General features: G+C 72.7%; 10 protein-coding genes and 1 pseudogene. 5 read left to right on the top strand and 6 right to left on the bottom strand.

Annotated features, from left to right (window positions below; translation table 11 throughout):
* Positions 1-7 precede the first annotated feature (7 nt).
* The 4 genes from araD to xylB all read right to left on the bottom strand — a co-directional run bounded on the left by araD (position 8) and on the right by xylB (position 4858).
* Positions 8-1729 carry an L-arabinonate dehydratase gene (araD, locus tag BX283_RS07775; protein WP_257582191.1) on the bottom strand — a complete coding sequence of 574 codons (1722 nt, stop codon included), beginning with the start codon at positions 1727-1729 and terminating at the stop codon, positions 8-10.
* The gene (locus BX283_RS07770; protein WP_101392215.1) at positions 1726-2589 is read right to left on the bottom strand and encodes a dihydrodipicolinate synthase family protein; all 864 of its coding nucleotides are present in this window, start codon (positions 2587-2589) and stop codon (positions 1726-1728) included. Before BX283_RS07770 ends, araD begins: the two co-directional genes overlap by 4 nt.
* A complete protein-coding gene (locus BX283_RS07765) occupies positions 2523-3290 on the bottom strand; it encodes a GntR family transcriptional regulator (RefSeq protein ID WP_101392214.1) in 768 nt (255 codons plus the stop codon). Before BX283_RS07765 ends, BX283_RS07770 begins: the two co-directional genes overlap by 67 nt.
* Positions 3291-3391: 101 nt before the next feature.
* The gene (xylB, locus tag BX283_RS07760; RefSeq protein WP_101386906.1) at positions 3392-4858 is read right to left on the bottom strand and encodes a xylulokinase; all 1467 of its coding nucleotides are present in this window, start codon (positions 4856-4858) and stop codon (positions 3392-3394) included.
* Positions 4859-5021: 163 nt separating this feature from the next.
* Here xylB and xylA point away from each other — a divergent pair, with 163 nt between their 5' ends.
* Complete coding sequence (xylA, locus tag BX283_RS07755) at positions 5022-6191, top strand: xylose isomerase (protein WP_101386905.1); 1170 nt, start codon at positions 5022-5024, stop codon at positions 6189-6191.
* A 126-nt stretch (positions 6192-6317) separates the two neighbouring features.
* On the opposite strand, the gene BX283_RS07750 is transcribed toward xylA, so the two are convergent.
* Positions 6318-7544 (bottom strand): ROK family transcriptional regulator, encoded by a 1227-nt coding sequence (locus tag BX283_RS07750; RefSeq protein WP_101386904.1) that lies wholly within the window; start codon positions 7542-7544, stop codon positions 6318-6320.
* A gap of 97 nt (positions 7545-7641) precedes the next feature.
* Between BX283_RS07750 and BX283_RS07745 the strand changes: the two genes are divergently transcribed.
* The 4 genes and pseudogenes from BX283_RS07745 (at position 7642) to BX283_RS07730 (ending at position 17465) form a co-directional block, all read left to right on the top strand.
* The gene (locus tag BX283_RS07745; protein ID WP_101386903.1) at positions 7642-8286 is read left to right on the top strand and encodes an LUD domain-containing protein; all 645 of its coding nucleotides are present in this window, start codon (positions 7642-7644) and stop codon (positions 8284-8286) included.
* Between the two features lie 342 nt (positions 8287-8628).
* Positions 8629-10050, top strand: a pseudogene (locus BX283_RS07740) (alpha-amylase family protein); the annotation flags it as partial.
* A gap of 106 nt (positions 10051-10156) precedes the next feature.
* Positions 10157-15547, top strand: coding sequence for a pullulanase-type alpha-1,6-glucosidase (pulA, locus tag BX283_RS07735; protein WP_373979547.1), 5391 nt, complete (start codon positions 10157-10159; stop codon positions 15545-15547).
* A 58-nt stretch (positions 15548-15605) separates the two neighbouring features.
* Entirely contained in the window at positions 15606-17465 is a 1860-nt protein-coding gene (locus BX283_RS07730) for a cellulase family glycosylhydrolase (protein ID WP_101392213.1), read from the top strand.
* Between the two features lie 4 nt (positions 17466-17469).
* Here the strand turns inward: BX283_RS07730 and BX283_RS07725 are convergent, their stop codons facing one another.
* Positions 17470-17775, bottom strand: coding sequence for a MazG nucleotide pyrophosphohydrolase domain-containing protein (locus BX283_RS07725; RefSeq protein WP_101386900.1), 306 nt, complete (start codon positions 17773-17775; stop codon positions 17470-17472).
* Between the last annotated feature and the right edge of the window lie 116 nt (positions 17776-17891).

The raw sequence follows: 17891 nt of genomic DNA, 5'->3' as shown, positions 1-17891 counted from the left end.
CGGCCCGTCAGCCCGCGTACGGGTCCGGCACCCGCCCCGGCGCGGCCAGGAAGGCGAAGTCACAGCCGGTGTCGGCCTGAGTGATCTGCTCGCTGTAGAGGGCGCCGTACCCCCGCTCGTAGCGGGGCGGGGGCGGCGTCCAGGCGGCGCGGCGCCCGGCCAGCTCCTCCTCGGGCACCTCCAGGCGGAGGCTGCGCGCCGCCACGTCGAGGGTGATGGGATCGCCCGTGCGCACCAGCGCGAGCGGCCCGCCCACATATGACTCGGGGGCGATGTGCAGCACGCACGCCCCGTAACTCGTCCCGCTCATCCGGGCGTCGGAGATCCGCAGCATGTCGCGCACGCCCCGGCGCAGCAGATAGTCCGGGATCGGCAGCATCCCGTACTCCGGCATACCGGGGCCGCCGACTGGGCCCGAGCCGCGCAGCACCAGCACATGGTCGGGGGTGAGCGCGAGCGCCGGGTCGTCGATGGTGCGCTGCATCGTGCGGTAGTCGTCGAAGACCACGGCCGGGCCGGTGTGCCGCAGCAGCCGGGGCTCGGCCGCGATGTGCTTGATCACCGCGCCGTCCGGGCACAGGTTCCCGCGCAGCACCGCCAGACCGCCCTCGGCCGCCAGGGCCTTCTCGCGCGGCCGGATCACGTCGTCGTCGTGCACCCGGGCCCCGGCCAACTGCTCGCGCAGAGTGGTGTGGCCGATCGTGGGGCGGTCGAGGTGGAGCAGGCCGGTGAGGCGGGAGAGCAGTCCCGGCAGGCCGCCCGCGAAGTGGAAGTCCTCCATGAGGTGGCGCCCGCCGGGCCGTACGTCCGCCAGCACCGGGACCGTGCGCGCGATCCGGTCGAAGTCGTCGAGGGTGAGCCGCACCCCGGAGCGCCCGGCCATGGCGATGAGGTGGATCACGGCGTTGGTGGAGCCGCCGAGCGCCAGGACCGTGGTGACGGCGTCCTCGTACGCCTCGCGGGTCAGGATCGCCGACAGCTTGAGGTCCCGGCGGACGAGTTCGACGATCCGCAGCCCCGAGGCGGCGGCCATCCGGTCGTGCCCGGAGTCGACCGCCGGGATCGAGGAGGCGCCCGGGACGGTGACGCCCAGCGCCTCGGCCGCCGCCGTCAGCGTGGAGGCCGTGCCCATGGTCATGCAGTGGCCGGGGGAGCGGGCCAGACCGCTCTCCAGCTCGGCCAGTTCGCAGTCGCCGAGCAGCCCGGCGCGCTTGTCGTCCCAGTACTTCCACAGGTCCGTGCCGGAGCCCAGGACCTGGTCGCGCCAGTGGCCCGGCAGCATCGGCCCCGCCGGTACGAACACGGCCGGCAGGTCGGCGCTGGCCGCGCCCATCAGCAGCGCGGGCGTCGACTTGTCGCAGCCGCCCATCAGTACGGCGCCGTCCACCGGATACGAGCGCAGCAGCTCCTCCGTCTCCATGGCGAGGAGGTTGCGGTAGAGCATCGGCGTCGGCTTCTGGAAGGTCTCCGAGAGGGTGGCCACCGGGAACTCCAGCGGGAAGCCGCCCGCCTGCCACACCCCGCGCTTGACGGCCTGGGCGCGGTCGCGCAGATGGACGTGGCAGGGGTTGATGTCCGACCAGGTGTTGAGGATCGCGATCACCGGCTTGCCCAGGTGCTCCTCGGGCAGATAGCCGAGCTGGCGGGTGCGGGAGCGGTGGCTGAAGGAGCGCAGTCCGGCGGTGCCGTACCACTGGTGGCTGCGCAGCCGCTCCGGGTCGAACGTCACCGCTCCCACCCGGCCACCAGGGCGGCCACCTGGGCGCGCAGCTCCCGCGGCAGGGCCCGGCTCGGCGGGCGGACATCACGGCGGCACAGTCCGAGCCGGGCGAGCGCCTCCTTCACGACCGAGACGTTGTCGGCGGAGCGGGTGGCCGCGCGCAGCTCCTCGAACCCGCGGATCCGGTCCCACGTCTTCATGGCGGCGGGGAAATCCCCGGCGCGCAGGGCGTCGAGCATCCCCAGCGACATCCGAGGAGCCACGTTCACCAGGCCGGAGGTGAAGCCGGTCGCGCCCATGGCGAAGTACGAGGGCGCGTACAGCTCGGCGAGCCCCGCCACCCACACGAAGCGGTCCAGGCCCGCGTCCCGCGCGACCGCGGCGAACCGGGCCGCGTCCGGCACCGCGTACTTCACCCCCACCACATTGGGGCACAACTCGCCGAGCTCCGCGAGGAGTTCACCCTCCAGGAGGGGGTCGCGGACGTACGGTACGACCCCCAGCTCCGGCACCGCCTCCGCGATCGCCCGGTGGTAGTCGAGCCAGCCGCCGGGCGAGACGTACGGGTGGACCGGCTGGTGCACCATGACGAGCCGGGCGCCCGCCTCCCGGGCGTGCCGGGCCGAGGCCACGGCGGTGGGGACGTCCAGACCCACCCCGGCCAGGACCGAGGCCCGGCCCCTCGCCGCCTCGACGGTCAGCTCCGTCACGGCGCGGCGCTCGTCGGGGGAGAGGGCGTAGAACTCGCCGGTGTTCCCGTTGGGGGTGAGGGTGCGCACCCCGGCGTCGAGGAGCCGGTGGATCAGGGTGCGGTGGGCGGCCGTGTCGAGGGCGCCGTCAGCGGTGAACGGGGTGACGGGGATCGCCACGACATCGGCGAGTGCGCTCCGAGCGGCGGTGCGGTCCGGGAACTCGCGTGCGGCCATACGCCGTTGTCTCCTTCGGGGAACGCGCGGCGGACGAAGGACTCGATGTGCTCGCGCAGGGCCTCGGACGCGGTCCGCGCCTCCCCCGCCTGCGCCAGCCGCAGGATCGCGCGGTGCTCGCGGGCCTCCCGCTCCCAGGACGGCTCGCTGGCCCAGACGGCCGTCGCCACCAGCGCGGCCTGGTCGCGGATGTCGTCCAGCGTCCGGGTGAGCAGGGGGTTGCCGCAGGGCAGATACAGGGCGCGGTGGAACTGCCGGTTGGCCAGGGCCCGTTCGGCATGGTCGGACGCGCGGTCGGCCCGGTCGAGGGCGGCTTCGGCGGCGTCCAGCGGCGCCAGGCGCAGCACGGTGCGGCGCAGCGCCTCGGGTTCGAGCAGCAGGCGCACGTCGTAGACCTGGCGGGCCATGTCCGCGTCGACGGCGCGCACGGCGACGCCCTTGTACTGGTTCAGTACCACAAGACCGGTCCCGGCCAGCGTCTTGAGCGCTTCCCGCACCGGGGTCTTGGACACGCCGAACTGCGCGGCCAGCTCGGTCTCGACGAGCGCCTGCCCCGGGGAGAGCCTGCCCGCGAGGATGGCCTGCTTGATCGCGTCGAGCACGTACTCGGTGCGGGAGGGGATCGGCGCCGGGGTGAAGGCCATGGCGGGCCCGCCTCTCGCATATCGCGTCTCGTATATGACGTACGACGGTCAACGCCTCCAAAGTAGAAAGGTGTTGGCGGTGGGTCAATCGTCGGAACGCGTCAACTCAGGACCGGTGCCGCCCGGTCGAGTACGGAGGCGATGCGCTCCCAGGCCGCGGTGTCGCGGGCGACCGGGTCGAGCGCGGCGCCCTCGCCCGTGCCCCATGCAGCGGCCGTCGCCACCGGGTCCGCGCCGCTGACGGCCGCCGCGGCGAGTGCGGCGGCGCCGAGCGCGACCAGCTCCGTGGCCCGGGGCACGATGAGCGGCCGGCCGGAGAGCCGTCGTACGGTCTCGACCCAGGTACGGCCCCGGGCGCCGCCGCCGATCAGCCGCAGCGGACGGGCCGCGGCCCCGGCGGCGTCGAGCCCGCAGACGCGCAGCAGGTCGTCCAGGGCGCGCAGGGCGGTGAAGACCGCGCCTTCGTAGGCCGCGCCCAGGAGTTGGGGCCCGGTGGTGGTGTGGCGCAGGCCGGTGAGCAGTCCGGCGGCGGTCGGCAGGTCGGGGGTGCGCTCGCCGTCGAGGTACGGCAGGAGCACCGCCTCGCCGCCGGGTTCGGCGTCGTCGCGGCCGAGCCCCAGCAGGGCCGCCACCCGGTCCACGGCGAGCGTGCAGTTGAGGGTGCAGGCGAGCGGCAGGAAGGTGCCGTCGGTGGCGGCGAACCCCGAGAGCGCGGGTGAGGCGGGCCGGGTGCGGGTGGCGGCGAAGACCGTGCCGGAGGTGCCGAGGCTGAGGACGGGATGGTCGAGCAGGCCCGCGCCGCCGAGCCCGAGCCCCACGGCGGCGGCCATGTTGTCGCCCGTCCCGGCGGCGACCGCGATCCCCGCGGGCAGCCCGAGCGCCTCGGCGGCCGAGACCGTCAGGGACCCCACCCGGGTGGCCCCGGTGGCGGCGACCTCGGGCAGCAACCGGGCGTCCAGGCCGATGAGTTCGAGCAGCGCGGGGTCGTAGGAGCCGGTCGCCGTCGCGTACCAGCCGGTGCCCGAGGCGTCCCCGGGGTCGGTCGCGGCGGTTCCGGCGAGGCGCTCGGTGAGGAAGTCGTGGGGCAGGCGCACCCCGGCGGCGGCCGACGCGCACGCGGGCTCGTTCTCGTACAGCCAGCGCCACTTGGTCGCGGTCACGGCGGCGACGGGCACCGAGCCGGTGTGCGCGGTCCACGCGGCCGGGCCGCCGAGCTCCTCGGTGAGGGCGGCGGCCTGCGGGGCCGAGCGGGTGTCGTTCCAGAGCAGCGCCGGGCGCAGCGGGCGCCCGGCGCGGTCCAGGACGACCAGGCCGTGCTGCTGTCCGGCGACCGCGATGCCGGTGACGGCGGACGCGGCCACCCCCGCCTCCTTCAGCCCGGCCGCGACCGCCTCGCCGAGCGCCCGCCACCACAGCTCGGGGTCGCTCTCGCGGGCCCCGGCAAAGCCGTCGACCCGGTGCGGGGCGCGACCGACGGCGAGCGCCCGCCCGGTCTCCGCGTCGGCGAGCAGCGCCTTGGTGGACTGGGTGGAGCTGTCCACGCCGATGACGACCGGGGCCTGTGGCACGAGGGCACCCCTTCTCCTGTGATCGGGAATTTGAGCGTTCGCGAAACAAATTAGGTGAACGGTCGGGGTTACGGAAGTCGCAGTGATCGTGTCATATTCGTCAGGTCAGTGAACAAATAGCCGTGGGGCCCGTCGGGCGCCCTGCACCGAGGTGGAAACCACGATGACGGAACGCTTCACTCCCACCCCCGAGGACAAGTTCACCTTCGGTCTGTGGACCGTGGGCTGGCAGGGGCGCGACCCGTTCGGCGACGCGACCCGCCCCGCCCTCGACCCGGTCGCCACCGTCCACCGGCTCGCCGAGCTCGGGGCGTACGGGGTGACCTTCCACGACGACGACCTGATCCCGTTCGGCGCGTCCGGCGCCGACCGCGACGCCCACGTCAAGCGCTTCCGTGCGGCCCTCGACGCCACCGGCCTCGCGGTGCCGATGGCCACCACCAACCTCTTCACCCACCCCGTCTTCAAGGACGGCGCCTTCACCGCCAACGACCGTGACGTACGCCGGTACGCGCTGCGCAAGACGATCCGCAACATCGATCTGGCCGTGGAGCTCGGCGCCCGGGTGTACGTGGCGTGGGGCGGGCGGGAGGGCGCGGAGTCGGGGGCCGCGAAGGACGTACGGGTGGCCCTCGACCGGATGAAGGAGGCCTTCGACCTGCTGGGCGAGTACGTGGTCAGCCAGGGCTACGACCTGCGGTTCGCGGTCGAGCCCAAGCCGAATGAGCCGCGCGGGGACATCCTGCTGCCCACGGTCGGGCACGCCCTCGCCTTCATCGAGCGCCTTGAGCGCCCGGAGCTGGTCGGGGTCAACCCGGAGACCGGGCACGAGCAGATGGCCGGGCTCAACTTCACCCACGGCATCGCCCAGGCGCTGTGGGCCGGAAAGCTCTTCCACATCGACCTCAACGGCCAGTCCGGCATCAAGTACGACCAGGACCTGCGGTTCGGCGCGGGGAACCTGCGCGACGCCTTCTGGCTGGTCGACCTCCTGGAGTCGGCGGGGTACGAGGGCCCGCGCCACTTCGACTTCAAGCCGCCGCGCACGGAGGACGCCGACGGGGTGTGGGCCTCGGCCGCCGGGAACATGCGCAACTACCTGATCCTGCGGGAGCGTTCGGCGGCGTTCCGCGCCGACCCGGCGGTACGGGAGGCGCTGCGGGCCTCCCGCCTCGACGACCTCGCCCGCCCGACGGCGGCGGACGGCCTGACCGGGCTGCTCGGGGACCGCTCGGCCTTCGAGGACTTCGACGCGGAGGCGGCGGGAGCGCGCGGCATGGCGTTCGAGCAGCTCGACCAGCTGGCCATGGAGCACTTGATGGGGGTGCGCTGAGGGGTGCGGCGGGGGGCGTGCGGGGAGGTGTACCGCCGGATCGTGCGGTCGCCTCCCTGCCCGGGGGTTGGGCGGCCTGCTTTCGAATCCCCGTCGCTGCGCAGACGGGGGTTCGCCAACAGGTTCTCAGCCCTCCGCCCACCCCGCCGGGTCGTCCAGCACCGCCTCCACCACCAGGGCCGCCGCGCCCCGGGCCGCGTCCCCCGCCAGGGACGAGGCGCGCAGGCGGCCGCTGTCGGGGGACCACAGGCCCGACACCACCCGGGCGGCGAGCTCGGCCTCGGCCGGGGGCAGGAGCCACGGCGCCAGCGCGCGGTAGACACCGCCCAGGACCACGGACCCCGGGTCGACCAGGTTGACCGCGCCCGCCAGCACCCGGCCCAGCATCAGCCCGGCCGTGCCGAGCGCCTCCAGCGCGCGCTCCTCGCCCGCCCGCGCCCGGCGCTCCAGCTCGGCCACGCCCGCCGCGCCGGCGTCCTCGTCGATGCCCGCGCCGCGCAGCAGCGCCGACTGGCCCGCGTACTGCTCCAGGCAGCCCCGCGCCCCGCACCGGCAGGCGGGCCCGGCCGGGTCCACCGGGACATGGCCGATCTCCCCGGCGAAGCCGTGCGCGCCGCGCAGGAGTTCGCCGTCCAGGACCAGGGCGCCGCCCACGCCGATCTCGCCGGAGAGGTAGAGGAACGTACGGGCCTCGCCCGGGTCGCCGAACCAGAGCTCGGCGAGCGCCGCGAGGTTGGCCTCGTTCTCCGAACCGACCGGCAGGACAGGGGTGTCGGGGAACTCCGCGAGCGCCCGCGCGAACAGGGCGTCGGCCGGGACGCCGTTCCAGCCCAGGTTCGGTGCCTGGCGGACCGTGCCGCCCGCGACCAGGCCCGGCAGGGCGAGCGTCACCCCGGTCGCCCGCAGCTCCTGCTGCCGGGCGGAGTCCAGCGCGTGCGAGGCGATCCGGGCCGCGCGGGCCAGCACCTCGGCGGGTTCCGCGCCGCGGTTGTCGAGGTGCTCGGTGAGCCGCACCCGATCAGTTCCGGCCAGATCCACCACGCACACGGTCACGTAGTCGACGTTGATCTCGACGCCGACCCCGGCGGCGCCGGTCCTGGCGGGCTTGAGGACGGTGCCGGGCCGTCCCGCCTGCCCGCTGGACGTCTTGCCCGACTCCGTCAGGAAGCCGCCCGCCATGAGCTGCTCCACCAGGGAGGACACGGCCGCCCGGGTCAGCCCGACGCGCGCCGCGACGCCCGCCCGGGTCGTCTCGCCCTCGTCCTGGACGGCCCGGAGCACCAGGCTGAGGTTGTGCCGCCGCACGGTGTCCTGGTCGGCCTTGGGTGCCAGCGGGGGGAGGTTGCTCTTCATGTCGTGGCCGAGCCTATGCGATCGCCCGGACGCCGCAGTTGGCCGAATCCAGCGACGCTCGAACAAGAAGCGTGTCCCGGCGCTAGGTTTTCCGATCATGAGCGAGAAGACCATCATCACACTGCCCGCCGACGAGACCTTCGCGGTGGCCGCGAGCGCCGAGAGCGTCGAACGGGCCGCCGAGGCCCTGCGCGGCAACGGCTTTGCCGTGCACATAGTGGACACCGCCGCCGACGCCCGCGCACTCGTCGTCGAGGCCCTGCCGACCGACAAGGCGATCCTCGCCTCGACCAGCGAGACCCTGCGCCTCTCCGGGATCCAGGAGGACATCGACGCCTCGGGCCGGTTCAAGAGCATCCGCGCCGAGCAGGCCGACTGGGACCCGCGCGCCCGCGGCGACGACATGCGCGTCACGCGCTCCGCACCCGATGTCGTCGTCGGCAGCGTGCACGCCGTGACCGAGGACGGCCGCCTCGTCACCGCCTCCGCCAGTGGGAGCCAGCTCGCCTCATACGCGTTCGGCGCGAGCCGGACGGTCTGGGTGGTCGGCGCCCAGAAGGTCGTCGCCGACCTGGACACCGCGCTGCGCCGCATCGAGACGTACACGCTGCCCAAGGAGGACGTCCGCGCCCAGCACGCGTACGGCAAGCGCAGTGTCGTCGCCAAGATCCTGATCAACAACCGCGAGGTCGTTCCGCAGCGCAGCACCGTCGTGCTCGTCCGCGAGGCGATCGGCTTCTGAGACCCCGTCCGTCCGATTTCCAGGAGCCGCCGCACCGTTCGGTGCGGCGGCTCCTGCCGTTCGGGGCCCGAGCGGGGCACGTCCGGGCCCGAGGTGTCGTTGAACGTAACACCGTTGCAATCTCTTGCGAAAGGCTTCGCGGGGAGGAATCGGTGAGATTTCCGTGGCATGGCGGCGGTGTGTCCAAAGGGTTGACCAGGCCGTCCGGGCCGCCTACGGTCTCGACCGCAACAACTTTCCGATCTTTTCAGCAAGAACATTCAGACATATCTCCGGGGCGGGCGGGCCGCGCCGCCCCGGAGCCGGCTCCGTCCCCCCGCATCCCCGCACGGAGGTCCCCCCATGGACGGTCGTACCGCCAGCACCCCCCACCGCCGCCGTACGCGCAGACCACTGGCCGCCGCCGTCGCGCTCGTCGCCGGGGCCGCGGGCAGTGTGGTTCTCGGCGCGCCGCAGGTCCAGGCCGCCGCGCCCGGGCCCAAGGACGTGACCGCCGTCCTGTTCGAGTGGAACTTCGCCTCGGTCGCCAAGGCATGCACCGACGAACTCGGCCCCGACGGATATGGATACGTCCAGGTCTCGCCGCCCCAGGAACGTATACAGGGCGCCGCCTGGTGGACCGGCTACCAGCCCGTCAGCTACAAGCTCGGCAACCGGCTCGGCGACCGCGCCGCCTTCCGCTCCATGGTGGACACCTGTCACGCGGCGGGCGTCAAGGTCGTCGCCGACTCGGTGATCAACCACATGGCGAGCGGCTCCGGCACCGGCACCGCCGGGTCCGCGTACACCAAGTACGACTACCCCGGTACGTACTCCTCGGCCGACCTCGACGACTGCAAGGCCGAGATCACCAACTACCAGGACCGCTGGCACGTCCAGCACTGCGAGCTGGTGGGCCTGGCCGACCTCGACACCGGCGAGGAGCACGTCCGCAACACCATCGCCGGATACCTCAACGACCTGCTCTCGCTGGGCGTCGACGGCTTCCGCGTCGACGCGGCCAAGCACATACCCGAGGACGACCTCGCCGCCATCAAGTCCCGCCTGAGCAACCCGGGCGTCTACTGGAAGCAGGAGACGATCTACGGCGCGGGCGAGGCCGTCCAGCCCACCGAGTACCTCAACACCGGCGACGCCCAGGAGTTCCGCTACTCCTGGGACCTCAAGCGGGTGTTCAGCAACGAGAAGCTCGCGTACCTGAAGAACTTCGGCGAGGGCTGGGGCTATATGACCGCCGGCAAGGCCTCCGTCTTCGTCGACAACCACGACACCGAGCGCGGCGGCCAGACGCTCACCTACAACGACGGCGCCCGGTACACCCTGGCCCATGTCTTCATGCTGGCCTGGCCCTACGGCTCCCCGGACGTCCACTCCGGCTATGTGTTCAGCGACAAGGACGCGGGGCCGCCCAACAACGGCCAGGTGAACGCCTGTTACAGCGACGGCTGGAAGTGCCAGCACGCCTGGCCCGAGGTCCGCTCGATGGTCAGGTTCCGCAACACGGCGGGCACCGCGGCGGTCACCGACTGGTGGGACAACGGCGGCAACGCCATCGCCTTCGGCCGGGGTGCCAAGGCCTACGTCGCCCTCAACCACGAGGGCTCCCCGCTCACCCGCACCTTCCAGACGTCGCTGCCCGCCGGCGGCTACTGCGACGTGCAGAGCGGCAAAAGCGTCACCGTCGACAGCGGCGGGCGGTTCACCGCGACCCTCGCCCCGGACACCGCGCTCGCCCTGCACATCGACGCCAGGACGTGCGGCGGCACGTGACGTGAACGCCCCCTGGCGCGACTGACCGGCCGGCCCGACGATCCCCCCGTGCCCCGCGTCCGTACCCCGTAGTCACCCTGGAGAAGGAGTACGTCCCGTGATCGGCTCTCCGCGCCGAACCGCCGTCACCGCCGCCGTGGCCCTCGCGCTGCTGGCGTCGGCCGCGCCCGCGGCGCATCCGGCGCCCGCCGCGCATCCGGCCCCGCCGTCCGACGCCCGGCTCGCCGCCGAGCCCGCCCGGCACGAACTCACCCGGGAGCAGCCCTACTTCGTGCTGCCGGACCGGTTCGCCGACGGCGACGGCGCCAACAACAGGGGCGGTCTGACCGGCGGCCGCTCGGTGACGGGGTACGACCCGACCGACAAGGGCTTCTACCAGGGCGGCGACCTCAAGGGCCTGACCCAGAAGCTGGACTACATCAAGGGGCTCGGCAGCACCGCGATCTGGCTGGCGCCGATCTTCAAGAACAAGCCGGTCCAGGGCACCGGCGCCGACCAGAGCGCCGGGTACCACGGCTACTGGATCACCGACTTCACCCAGGTCGACCCGCACTTCGGCACCAACGCGGATCTGGCACGGCTGATCGACAAGGCCCATGCCAAGGGCATGAAGGTCTTCTTCGACGTCATCACCAACCACACCGCCGACGTCATCGGCCACCGGGAGCAGAGCTCCGCGTACCTCTCCAAGGGCGCGTTCCCGTATCTGACGAAGGACGGCGTGCCGTTCGACGACAGCGCCTACGCGGCCGGCGGCAAGGGCTTCCCGGCCGTCGGCCCCGGCTCCTTCCCCTACACCCCGGCCGTGCCCGCAGCCGAGAAGAACGCCAAGGTCCCGGCATGGCTCAACGACCCCGCGCTCTACCACAACAGGGGCGACTCGACCTTCGCCGGTGAGAGTGCGGAGTACGGGGACTTCTCGGGGCTCGACGACCTGTGGACCGAGCGGCCCGAGGTCGTGCGGGGCATGGAGAAGATCTACGAGAAGTGGGTGAAGGACTTCGACGTGGACGGCTTCCGCGTCGACACCGTCAAACACGTCGACATGGATTTCTGGACCCAGTGGGCGACCGCCCTGGACGCCTACGCGGCGAAGCACGGGCGCAAGGACTTCTTCATCTACGGCGAGGTGTACTCCGCGGACCCGTCCGTGACCTCCCCGTACGTCACCCGGGGCAGACTCGACGCGACCCTGGACTTCCCCTACCAGCAGGCGATGCGGAGCTATGTCTCGCAGGGCGGCTCCGCCGGTGACCTGGCCGGGGCCCTCGGCCAGGACTACCGCTACACCACCGACAAGGCCAACGCCTACGAGCAGGTGACCTTCCTCGGCAACCACGACATGGGCCGGATCGGCGGCTTCCTGGTCCAGGACAACCCCCGGGCCGACGCCGCCGAACTGCTGCGGCGCGACAAGCTGGCCCATGAGCTGATGTTCCTCAGCCGGGGCAACCCGGTCGTCTACTACGGCGACGAGCAGGGCTTCACCGGCGCGGGCGGCGACAAGGACGCCCGGCAGACGATGTTCCCGTCCAAGGTCGCCGACTATCTGGACGACCGCCAGATCGGGACGACCCGTACGCACGAGAGCAGTGCTTTCGATCCGGAGCACCCTCTCTACAAGGCGATCGCCGCTCTCTCCAGGCTCCGCAAGCAGAACCCGGCGCTCGCCGACGGGGTGCAGAGCGAGCGGTACGCGGCGCCGGGCAAGGGCGTCTACGCCTTCTCCCGCACCGACGCGAGGACCGGGACCGAGTACGTGGTCGCCGTCAACAACGCCACCGAGGAGAAGACCGCCGAGTTCGCGACGGGCTCGGCGGACACCGCCTTCACCGGGATCTACGGCGCGTCCGGCACGCTCACCAGCTCCCCCGACCGCCGGGTATCGGTGCGGGTGCCCGCCCTCTCCGCCGTCGTCTACAAGGCGGCGAAGCCCCTGGGCGCCCCCGCCGCGCGGCCCTCGCTCACCCTCAAGGCACCGGCGGCCGGCGCCACCGGTGACGTCGAGATCGCGGCCGACACCGATGGCGGCCGGCTGAACCGGGTGGTGTTCGCCGCCCAGACCGGCACCGGCGAGTGGCAGGTCCTCGGCTCCGCCGACCACGCCCCGTACAAGGTCGTCCAGCACCTGCCCGCGACCCTCGCGGCCGGAACCCCCCTGCGCTACAAGGCCGTCGTCGTCGACTCGGCCGGTCGCACCGCGAGCGCGACCGCCGCGACCACCAGCGGCGCGCCCGCCGCCGACCCGGTGCCCACCGCGACCCGGCGCGACTACGCCGTGGTCCACTACAAGCGCCCGGCGGGCGACTACACCGACTGGCGGCTCTACGCCTGGGGCGACCTCGCCGACGGCGAGTCCACCACCTGGCCCGCGGGCCACGCCTTCACCGGCCGCGACGCCTACGGCGCCTTCGCGTACGTCAAGCTCAAGCCGGGTGCTTCCAGCGTCGGGTTCCTCGTCATCGACAAGGACGGCACCAAGGACGTCACCGCCGACCGCACCATCGACGTCGGCGGGACCGGCGAGATCTGGGTCGAGCAGGGCAAGGACGCGGTCCTGACCGCGCCGCCCGTGGGCAGCTACCCGCCGCAGGACACCACCAAGGCCGTCATCCACTACCAGCGCGCCGACGGCGACTACAGCGGCTGGGGCATCCACACCTGGACGGGGGCCGCGACGCCCACCGACTGGTCGAGCCCGCTGCTGCCGGTGCGCACCGACGCATTCGGCGCGGTCTTCGAGGTGCCCCTCAAGGAGGGCGCGTCGAGCCTGAGTTACATCCTCCACAAGGGCGACACCAAGGAGTTCGGCTCCGACCGCTCCCTGGAGTTCTCGACGTACTCGCACGAGGTCTGGCTGCTCGGCGGCGTCGAGAAGTACCTTCTGCCCATGACGTCCGGCTCCGCCGCCGACCTCGATCTGTCGAAGTCGCGGGCGCAGTGGATCGACCGCGACACCGTCGCCTGGGACACGGGCACCGCCGCCGCGAGCCACCAGCTGGTGTACGCGCCGGACGGCGGCCTCGCCGTCAAGGAGGGCGCCCTGACCGGCCAGGGCCACTGGCTGCGGCTCTCGCCCGTGCCCGGCGGCCTCACGGACGCGCAGAAGGCCCGGTTCCCGCACCTCAAGAAGTACGCGGCGTTCACCGTCGACCCGCGCGACCGCGCCCGCGTCGGACAGGCCCTCACCGGCCAGATCGTCGCCACCCAGCGCCTCGCCAACGGCGCCCTGCTGGCCGCCACCGGCGTCCAGACCCAGGGCGTCCTCGACGACCTGTACAGCGCCCGGGCCGCCGAGGCCGCGCTCGGCCCCGTCTTCGGCGGCGGGCGCCCGACGCTCTCGCTCTGGGCGCCGACCGCCCGGCGCGTCGCCCTCGAACTCGACGGCCGTACGGTCGCGATGCACCGCGACGACGCGACCGGCGTCTGGTCGGTGACGGGTCCGAGGAGCTGGTCGGGCAAGCCGTACCGGTACGCCGTGACGGTGTGGGCGCCCAGCGTCCAGAAGGTCGTCACCAACCTGGTCACCGACCCGTACTCCACCGCCCTGACCACCGACTCGGCCCGCAGCCTCGTCGTCGACCTCGCCGATCCGAAGCTCGCGCCCAAGGGCTGGGCGGCCCTGCGCAAGCCCGCGGCTGTGCCGCTGCGCGCCGCGCAGATCCAGGAGCTGCACATCCGCGACTTCTCGATCGCGGACCGCACCTCCCGCCACCCCGGCCAGTACCTGGCCTTCACGGACACCGGCTCCCAGGGCATGAAGCACCTCAAGGAGCTGGCCGCCTCCGGGACTTCGTACGTCCACCTCCTCCCGGCGTTCGACATCGGCACCATCCCGGAGAAGAAGTCCGACCAGGCCGTCCCCGGCTGCGACCTCAAGGTGTACGCGCCGGACTCGCCCGAGCAGCAGGCGTGCGTGGCGAAGACCGCCGCCAAGGACGCCTACAACTGGGGGTACGACCCGCTGCACTACACCGTGCCCGAGGGGTCCTACGCCAGTGACCCCGAGGGGACCCGGCGGACCGTCGAGTTCCGGCAGATGGTCCAGGGCCTCAACGGCGCCGGGCTGCGCACGGTGATGGACGTCGTCTACAACCACACCGTGGCGAGCGGCCAAGCCGACAAGTCGGTCCTCGACAAGATCGTGCCCGGCTACTACCAGCGGCTCCTCGCCGACGGCACGGTGGCCACCTCCACCTGCTGCGCCAACACCGCGCCGGAGAACGCCATGATGGGCAAGCTCGTCGTGGACTCGGTGGTCACCTGGGCCAGGCAGTACAAGGTCGACGGCTTCCGCTTCGACCTGATGGGCCACCACCCCAAGGCGAACATCCTCGCGGTCCGCAAGGCGCTCGACGCGCTGACGCCCCAGAAGGACGGCGTCGACGGGAAGAAGATCGTCCTGTACGGGGAGGGCTGGAACTTCGGCGAGGTCGCCGACGACGCCCGGTTCGTCCAGGCGACCCAGAAGAACATGGCGGGCACCGGTATCGCCACCTTCTCGGACCGGGCGCGCGACGCGGTGCGCGGCGGCGGCCCCTTCGACGAGGACCCCGGCGTCCAGGGCTTCGCCTCCGGTCTGTACACCGACCCCAACTCCTCGGCCGCCAACGGCACTCCGGCCGAGCAGCGGGCCCGGCTGCTGCACTACCAGGACCTGATCAAGGTCGGTCTCTCCGGCAACCTGGCCGGGTACACCTTCACCGACACCTCGGGCCGTACGGTCAAGGGCGCGGACGTCGACTACAACGGCGCCCCGGCCGGGTACGCCGAGTCCCCGGGCGACGCGCTCGCGTACACCGACGCCCACGACAACGAGTCGCTGTTCGACGCGCTCGCGTTCAAGCTGCCGCGCTCCACGCCGGCGGCCGACCGGGCCAGGATGCAGGTGCTCGCGCTGGCCACGGCCACGCTGTCGCAGGGGCCCGCGCTGTCCCAGGCCGGTACGGATCTGCTGCGCTCCAAGTCGCTGGACCGCAACTCGTTCGACAGCGGGGACTGGTTCAACGCGATCCACTGGGACTGCGGGGACGGCAACGGGTTCGGGCGCGGCTTGCCTCCGGCGGCGGACAACCAGTCCAAGTGGGCCTATGCGAAACCGCTGTTGACCGCGCCCGCGCTCAGGGTCGGGTGCCCGGAGATCACGGCCGCGTCGGCCGCCTACCGGGACCTGCTGAAGATCCGTACGAGCGATCCGGCGTTCCGGCTGGCCACGTCGGCCGAAGTGCAGTCCGCGCTCTCCTTCCCGCTCTCCGGCAAGGACGAGACGCCGGGGGTGATCACGATGCGGCTCGGTGGTCTGGTCGTCGTCTTCAACGCGACCCCGGACCGGCAGACCCAGCGGGTCGCCGACCTGGCGGGCCACGGGTACGCCCTGCATCCGGTCCAGGCGGCGGGCGGTGATGCCACGGTGAAGTCGGCCTCGTACGAGGTGGGTTCGGGCACGTTCACCGTCCCGGGGCGGACGGTCGCCGTGTTCACCGGCCGCTAGCGGGCGGCGGCGGGCCGGAGTGTTGACTGCGCTCCGGCCCGCCGCGATGGTAATGGGCATGCCAAAGTCGTGGGCGCGTGCCTACGGGGTCCTCGTTCTTCTCGCCGCGCTCCTCGCGGCGGGCGGCACCCCGCCCTCGGCCGCCGAGGGGCTCCCCGGCGCCCAGTGGTTCGACGGCGCCGCCGCGTCCGCGCTCACCGTCGAGGACGGGCGCCTCGTCGACGGGCTCGGCCGCGAGGTGGTGCTGCGCGGGTACAACGTCTCCGGCGAGACCAAACTCGCCGAGCACGGCGGACTGCCGTTCGCCTCGGTCGCCGACGCCCGCGCCTCAGCGACCGCCGTGCGCGCCCTCGGCGGCGCCAACACCGTACGGTTCCTGCTCTCCTGGGCGGCCGCCGAGCCCGTACGCGGCCAGGTGGACACCGGCTATCTCGATGCCGTCACCGAGCAGATGCGGGCCTTCCTGGACGCCGGGATCCGGGTGCTGCCCGACTTCCACCAGGATCTCTTCTCGCGGTACCTCTTCAACAGCGGCAGTTGGTACACCGGCGACGGCGCCCCCGCCTGGGTTGTGGCGGCCGGCGGCTATCCGCGCGAGTCCTGCGGGATCTGCCTGTTCTGGGGTCAGAACATCACCCAGAACGAGGCCGTCAAGCGCGCCTCCCACGACTTCTGGCACAACACGCGCGGCATCCAGGACGCCTTCCTCGCCACCGCCGGGACCACCCTGGCCCACCTCGCCGGGCACCTCACCGCCGAGGAGTTCGCGGCGGTCGCCGGATTCGACCCGTACAACGAGCCGTACGCGGGCGGTTACGACACCGGGCAGACCAGCCGCACCTGGGAGCGGGACCTGCTCTGGCCGTTCTACCAGCGCTTCCGGGCCCGGATGGACGCGGCGGGCTGGCAGGCCAAGCCCGCCTATGTCGAGCCCAACCTCTTCTGGAACGCCAACCTCGACTTCCAGCGGCAGGAGGGCGGGCTCCTCGACGCGGGCGCCCTCGGACCGCGCTATGTGCTCAACACCCACTTCTACGACCAGAAGGCGATCTCGGGCGTCTTCATGTGGGGCAAGGCGGGCGACGGGCAGTACGCGCGCGACCTCGGCTCCGTGCGCGACCGGGCCGCATCCGCGAGCACGGCCTCCGTGGTCAGCGAGTTCGGCCATCCGCTCTCCGGAACCGTCTCCGACAAGGCGCCGAGCGTCCTCAAGGCGATGTACCAGGGCCTGGACTCCCGCCTTCCCGGGGCCGCCTGGTGGTCGGACCCGCTGGCCTCCGGGCCGGTCCTGTCGGGCACGCAGTGGCAGTGGGACCTGTACAGCGGCCGCCACCACGAGCTCATGAACGGCAACCCCGGCAAGGTCCTGACCGCCGGCGACGCCTGGAACGACGAGGACCTCTCGGCCGTGCGCCTGGACGCCTCGGGCGCACCGGCTCTGCGTCAGGACGCCCGGCTGCTCGACCGCCTCTACCCCGGTGCCACGGCGGGCCGCGTCCTCGCCTTCACCTACGAGGACCGCTCCCGCGACGGCTCCACCACGCTGGCCTGGAACCCCGTTCCGGCCGCGCTCCCGCATGTGGCGCGGCTGGTCGGCACCGGCCGCTACGGCCTGCTGCTCTGGCGCGCGAACGGGGTGGCCGCGCCCACCGAACTCCATCTGCCGGGGTCGTTCGCCACCACCACCGTCGTCTCCGACCTCGGCGCCGTCTCGCGCCCGCCCGGCTACGCGGCGCACACTCCGATCGCCGTCGCGCCCGAGCCCGGCGGCACCGGGAGCCGACGGCTGCTGCTCACCGCAGCCGAGCCGGGCGCCGTCCACTTCGCGCTGGTCACCGACGGCGCCGCCGATCCGTCCGGCGAACTGCTGAGCGCCGCCCGCGCCGAACTCACTGCCTGGGCGGCGGCCCACACGTAAGGCCTCAGCCCTCCCTGACCCGGATCAGGACACCGCGCTCGTCGCGCACATACGCGCGGCGGCGGTTCTTCTCCAGCTTGCAGGCGACCTCGTCGTCCAGGTCGATCCCGTTCATCTCGGCCAGCGCGGCCAGATAGAGGAAGACATCGGCCAGTTCCTCGCCGAAGTCCGGGAGCCGTTTGCGCCACGCCGTGAACGCCTCGCCCACCTCGGCCGTGAGCAGCCCGAACTCCAGCGGCACGTCGGTGACGTTGAACCCCTTCTCGATCTTGTTCTCCCAGGCCTGCCGCTGTGCGGTCCGGATCTCCAAGACTCCTCCGTGGGGTGCGGTGCCGTCCGTCCAGCCTAGGGCCTGTCGTGGCCCGCCCGCCGATCCCGTTCAACACCGGGGCGCGAGCGGCCGATAGGAGAGGGACGCACAGACGG

Source organism: Streptomyces sp. TLI_146 (genome assembly GCF_002846415.1).
Lineage (GTDB): Bacteria > Actinomycetota > Actinomycetes > Streptomycetales > Streptomycetaceae > Streptomyces.
This window is presented reverse-complemented; position numbering and strand designations above follow the sequence as displayed.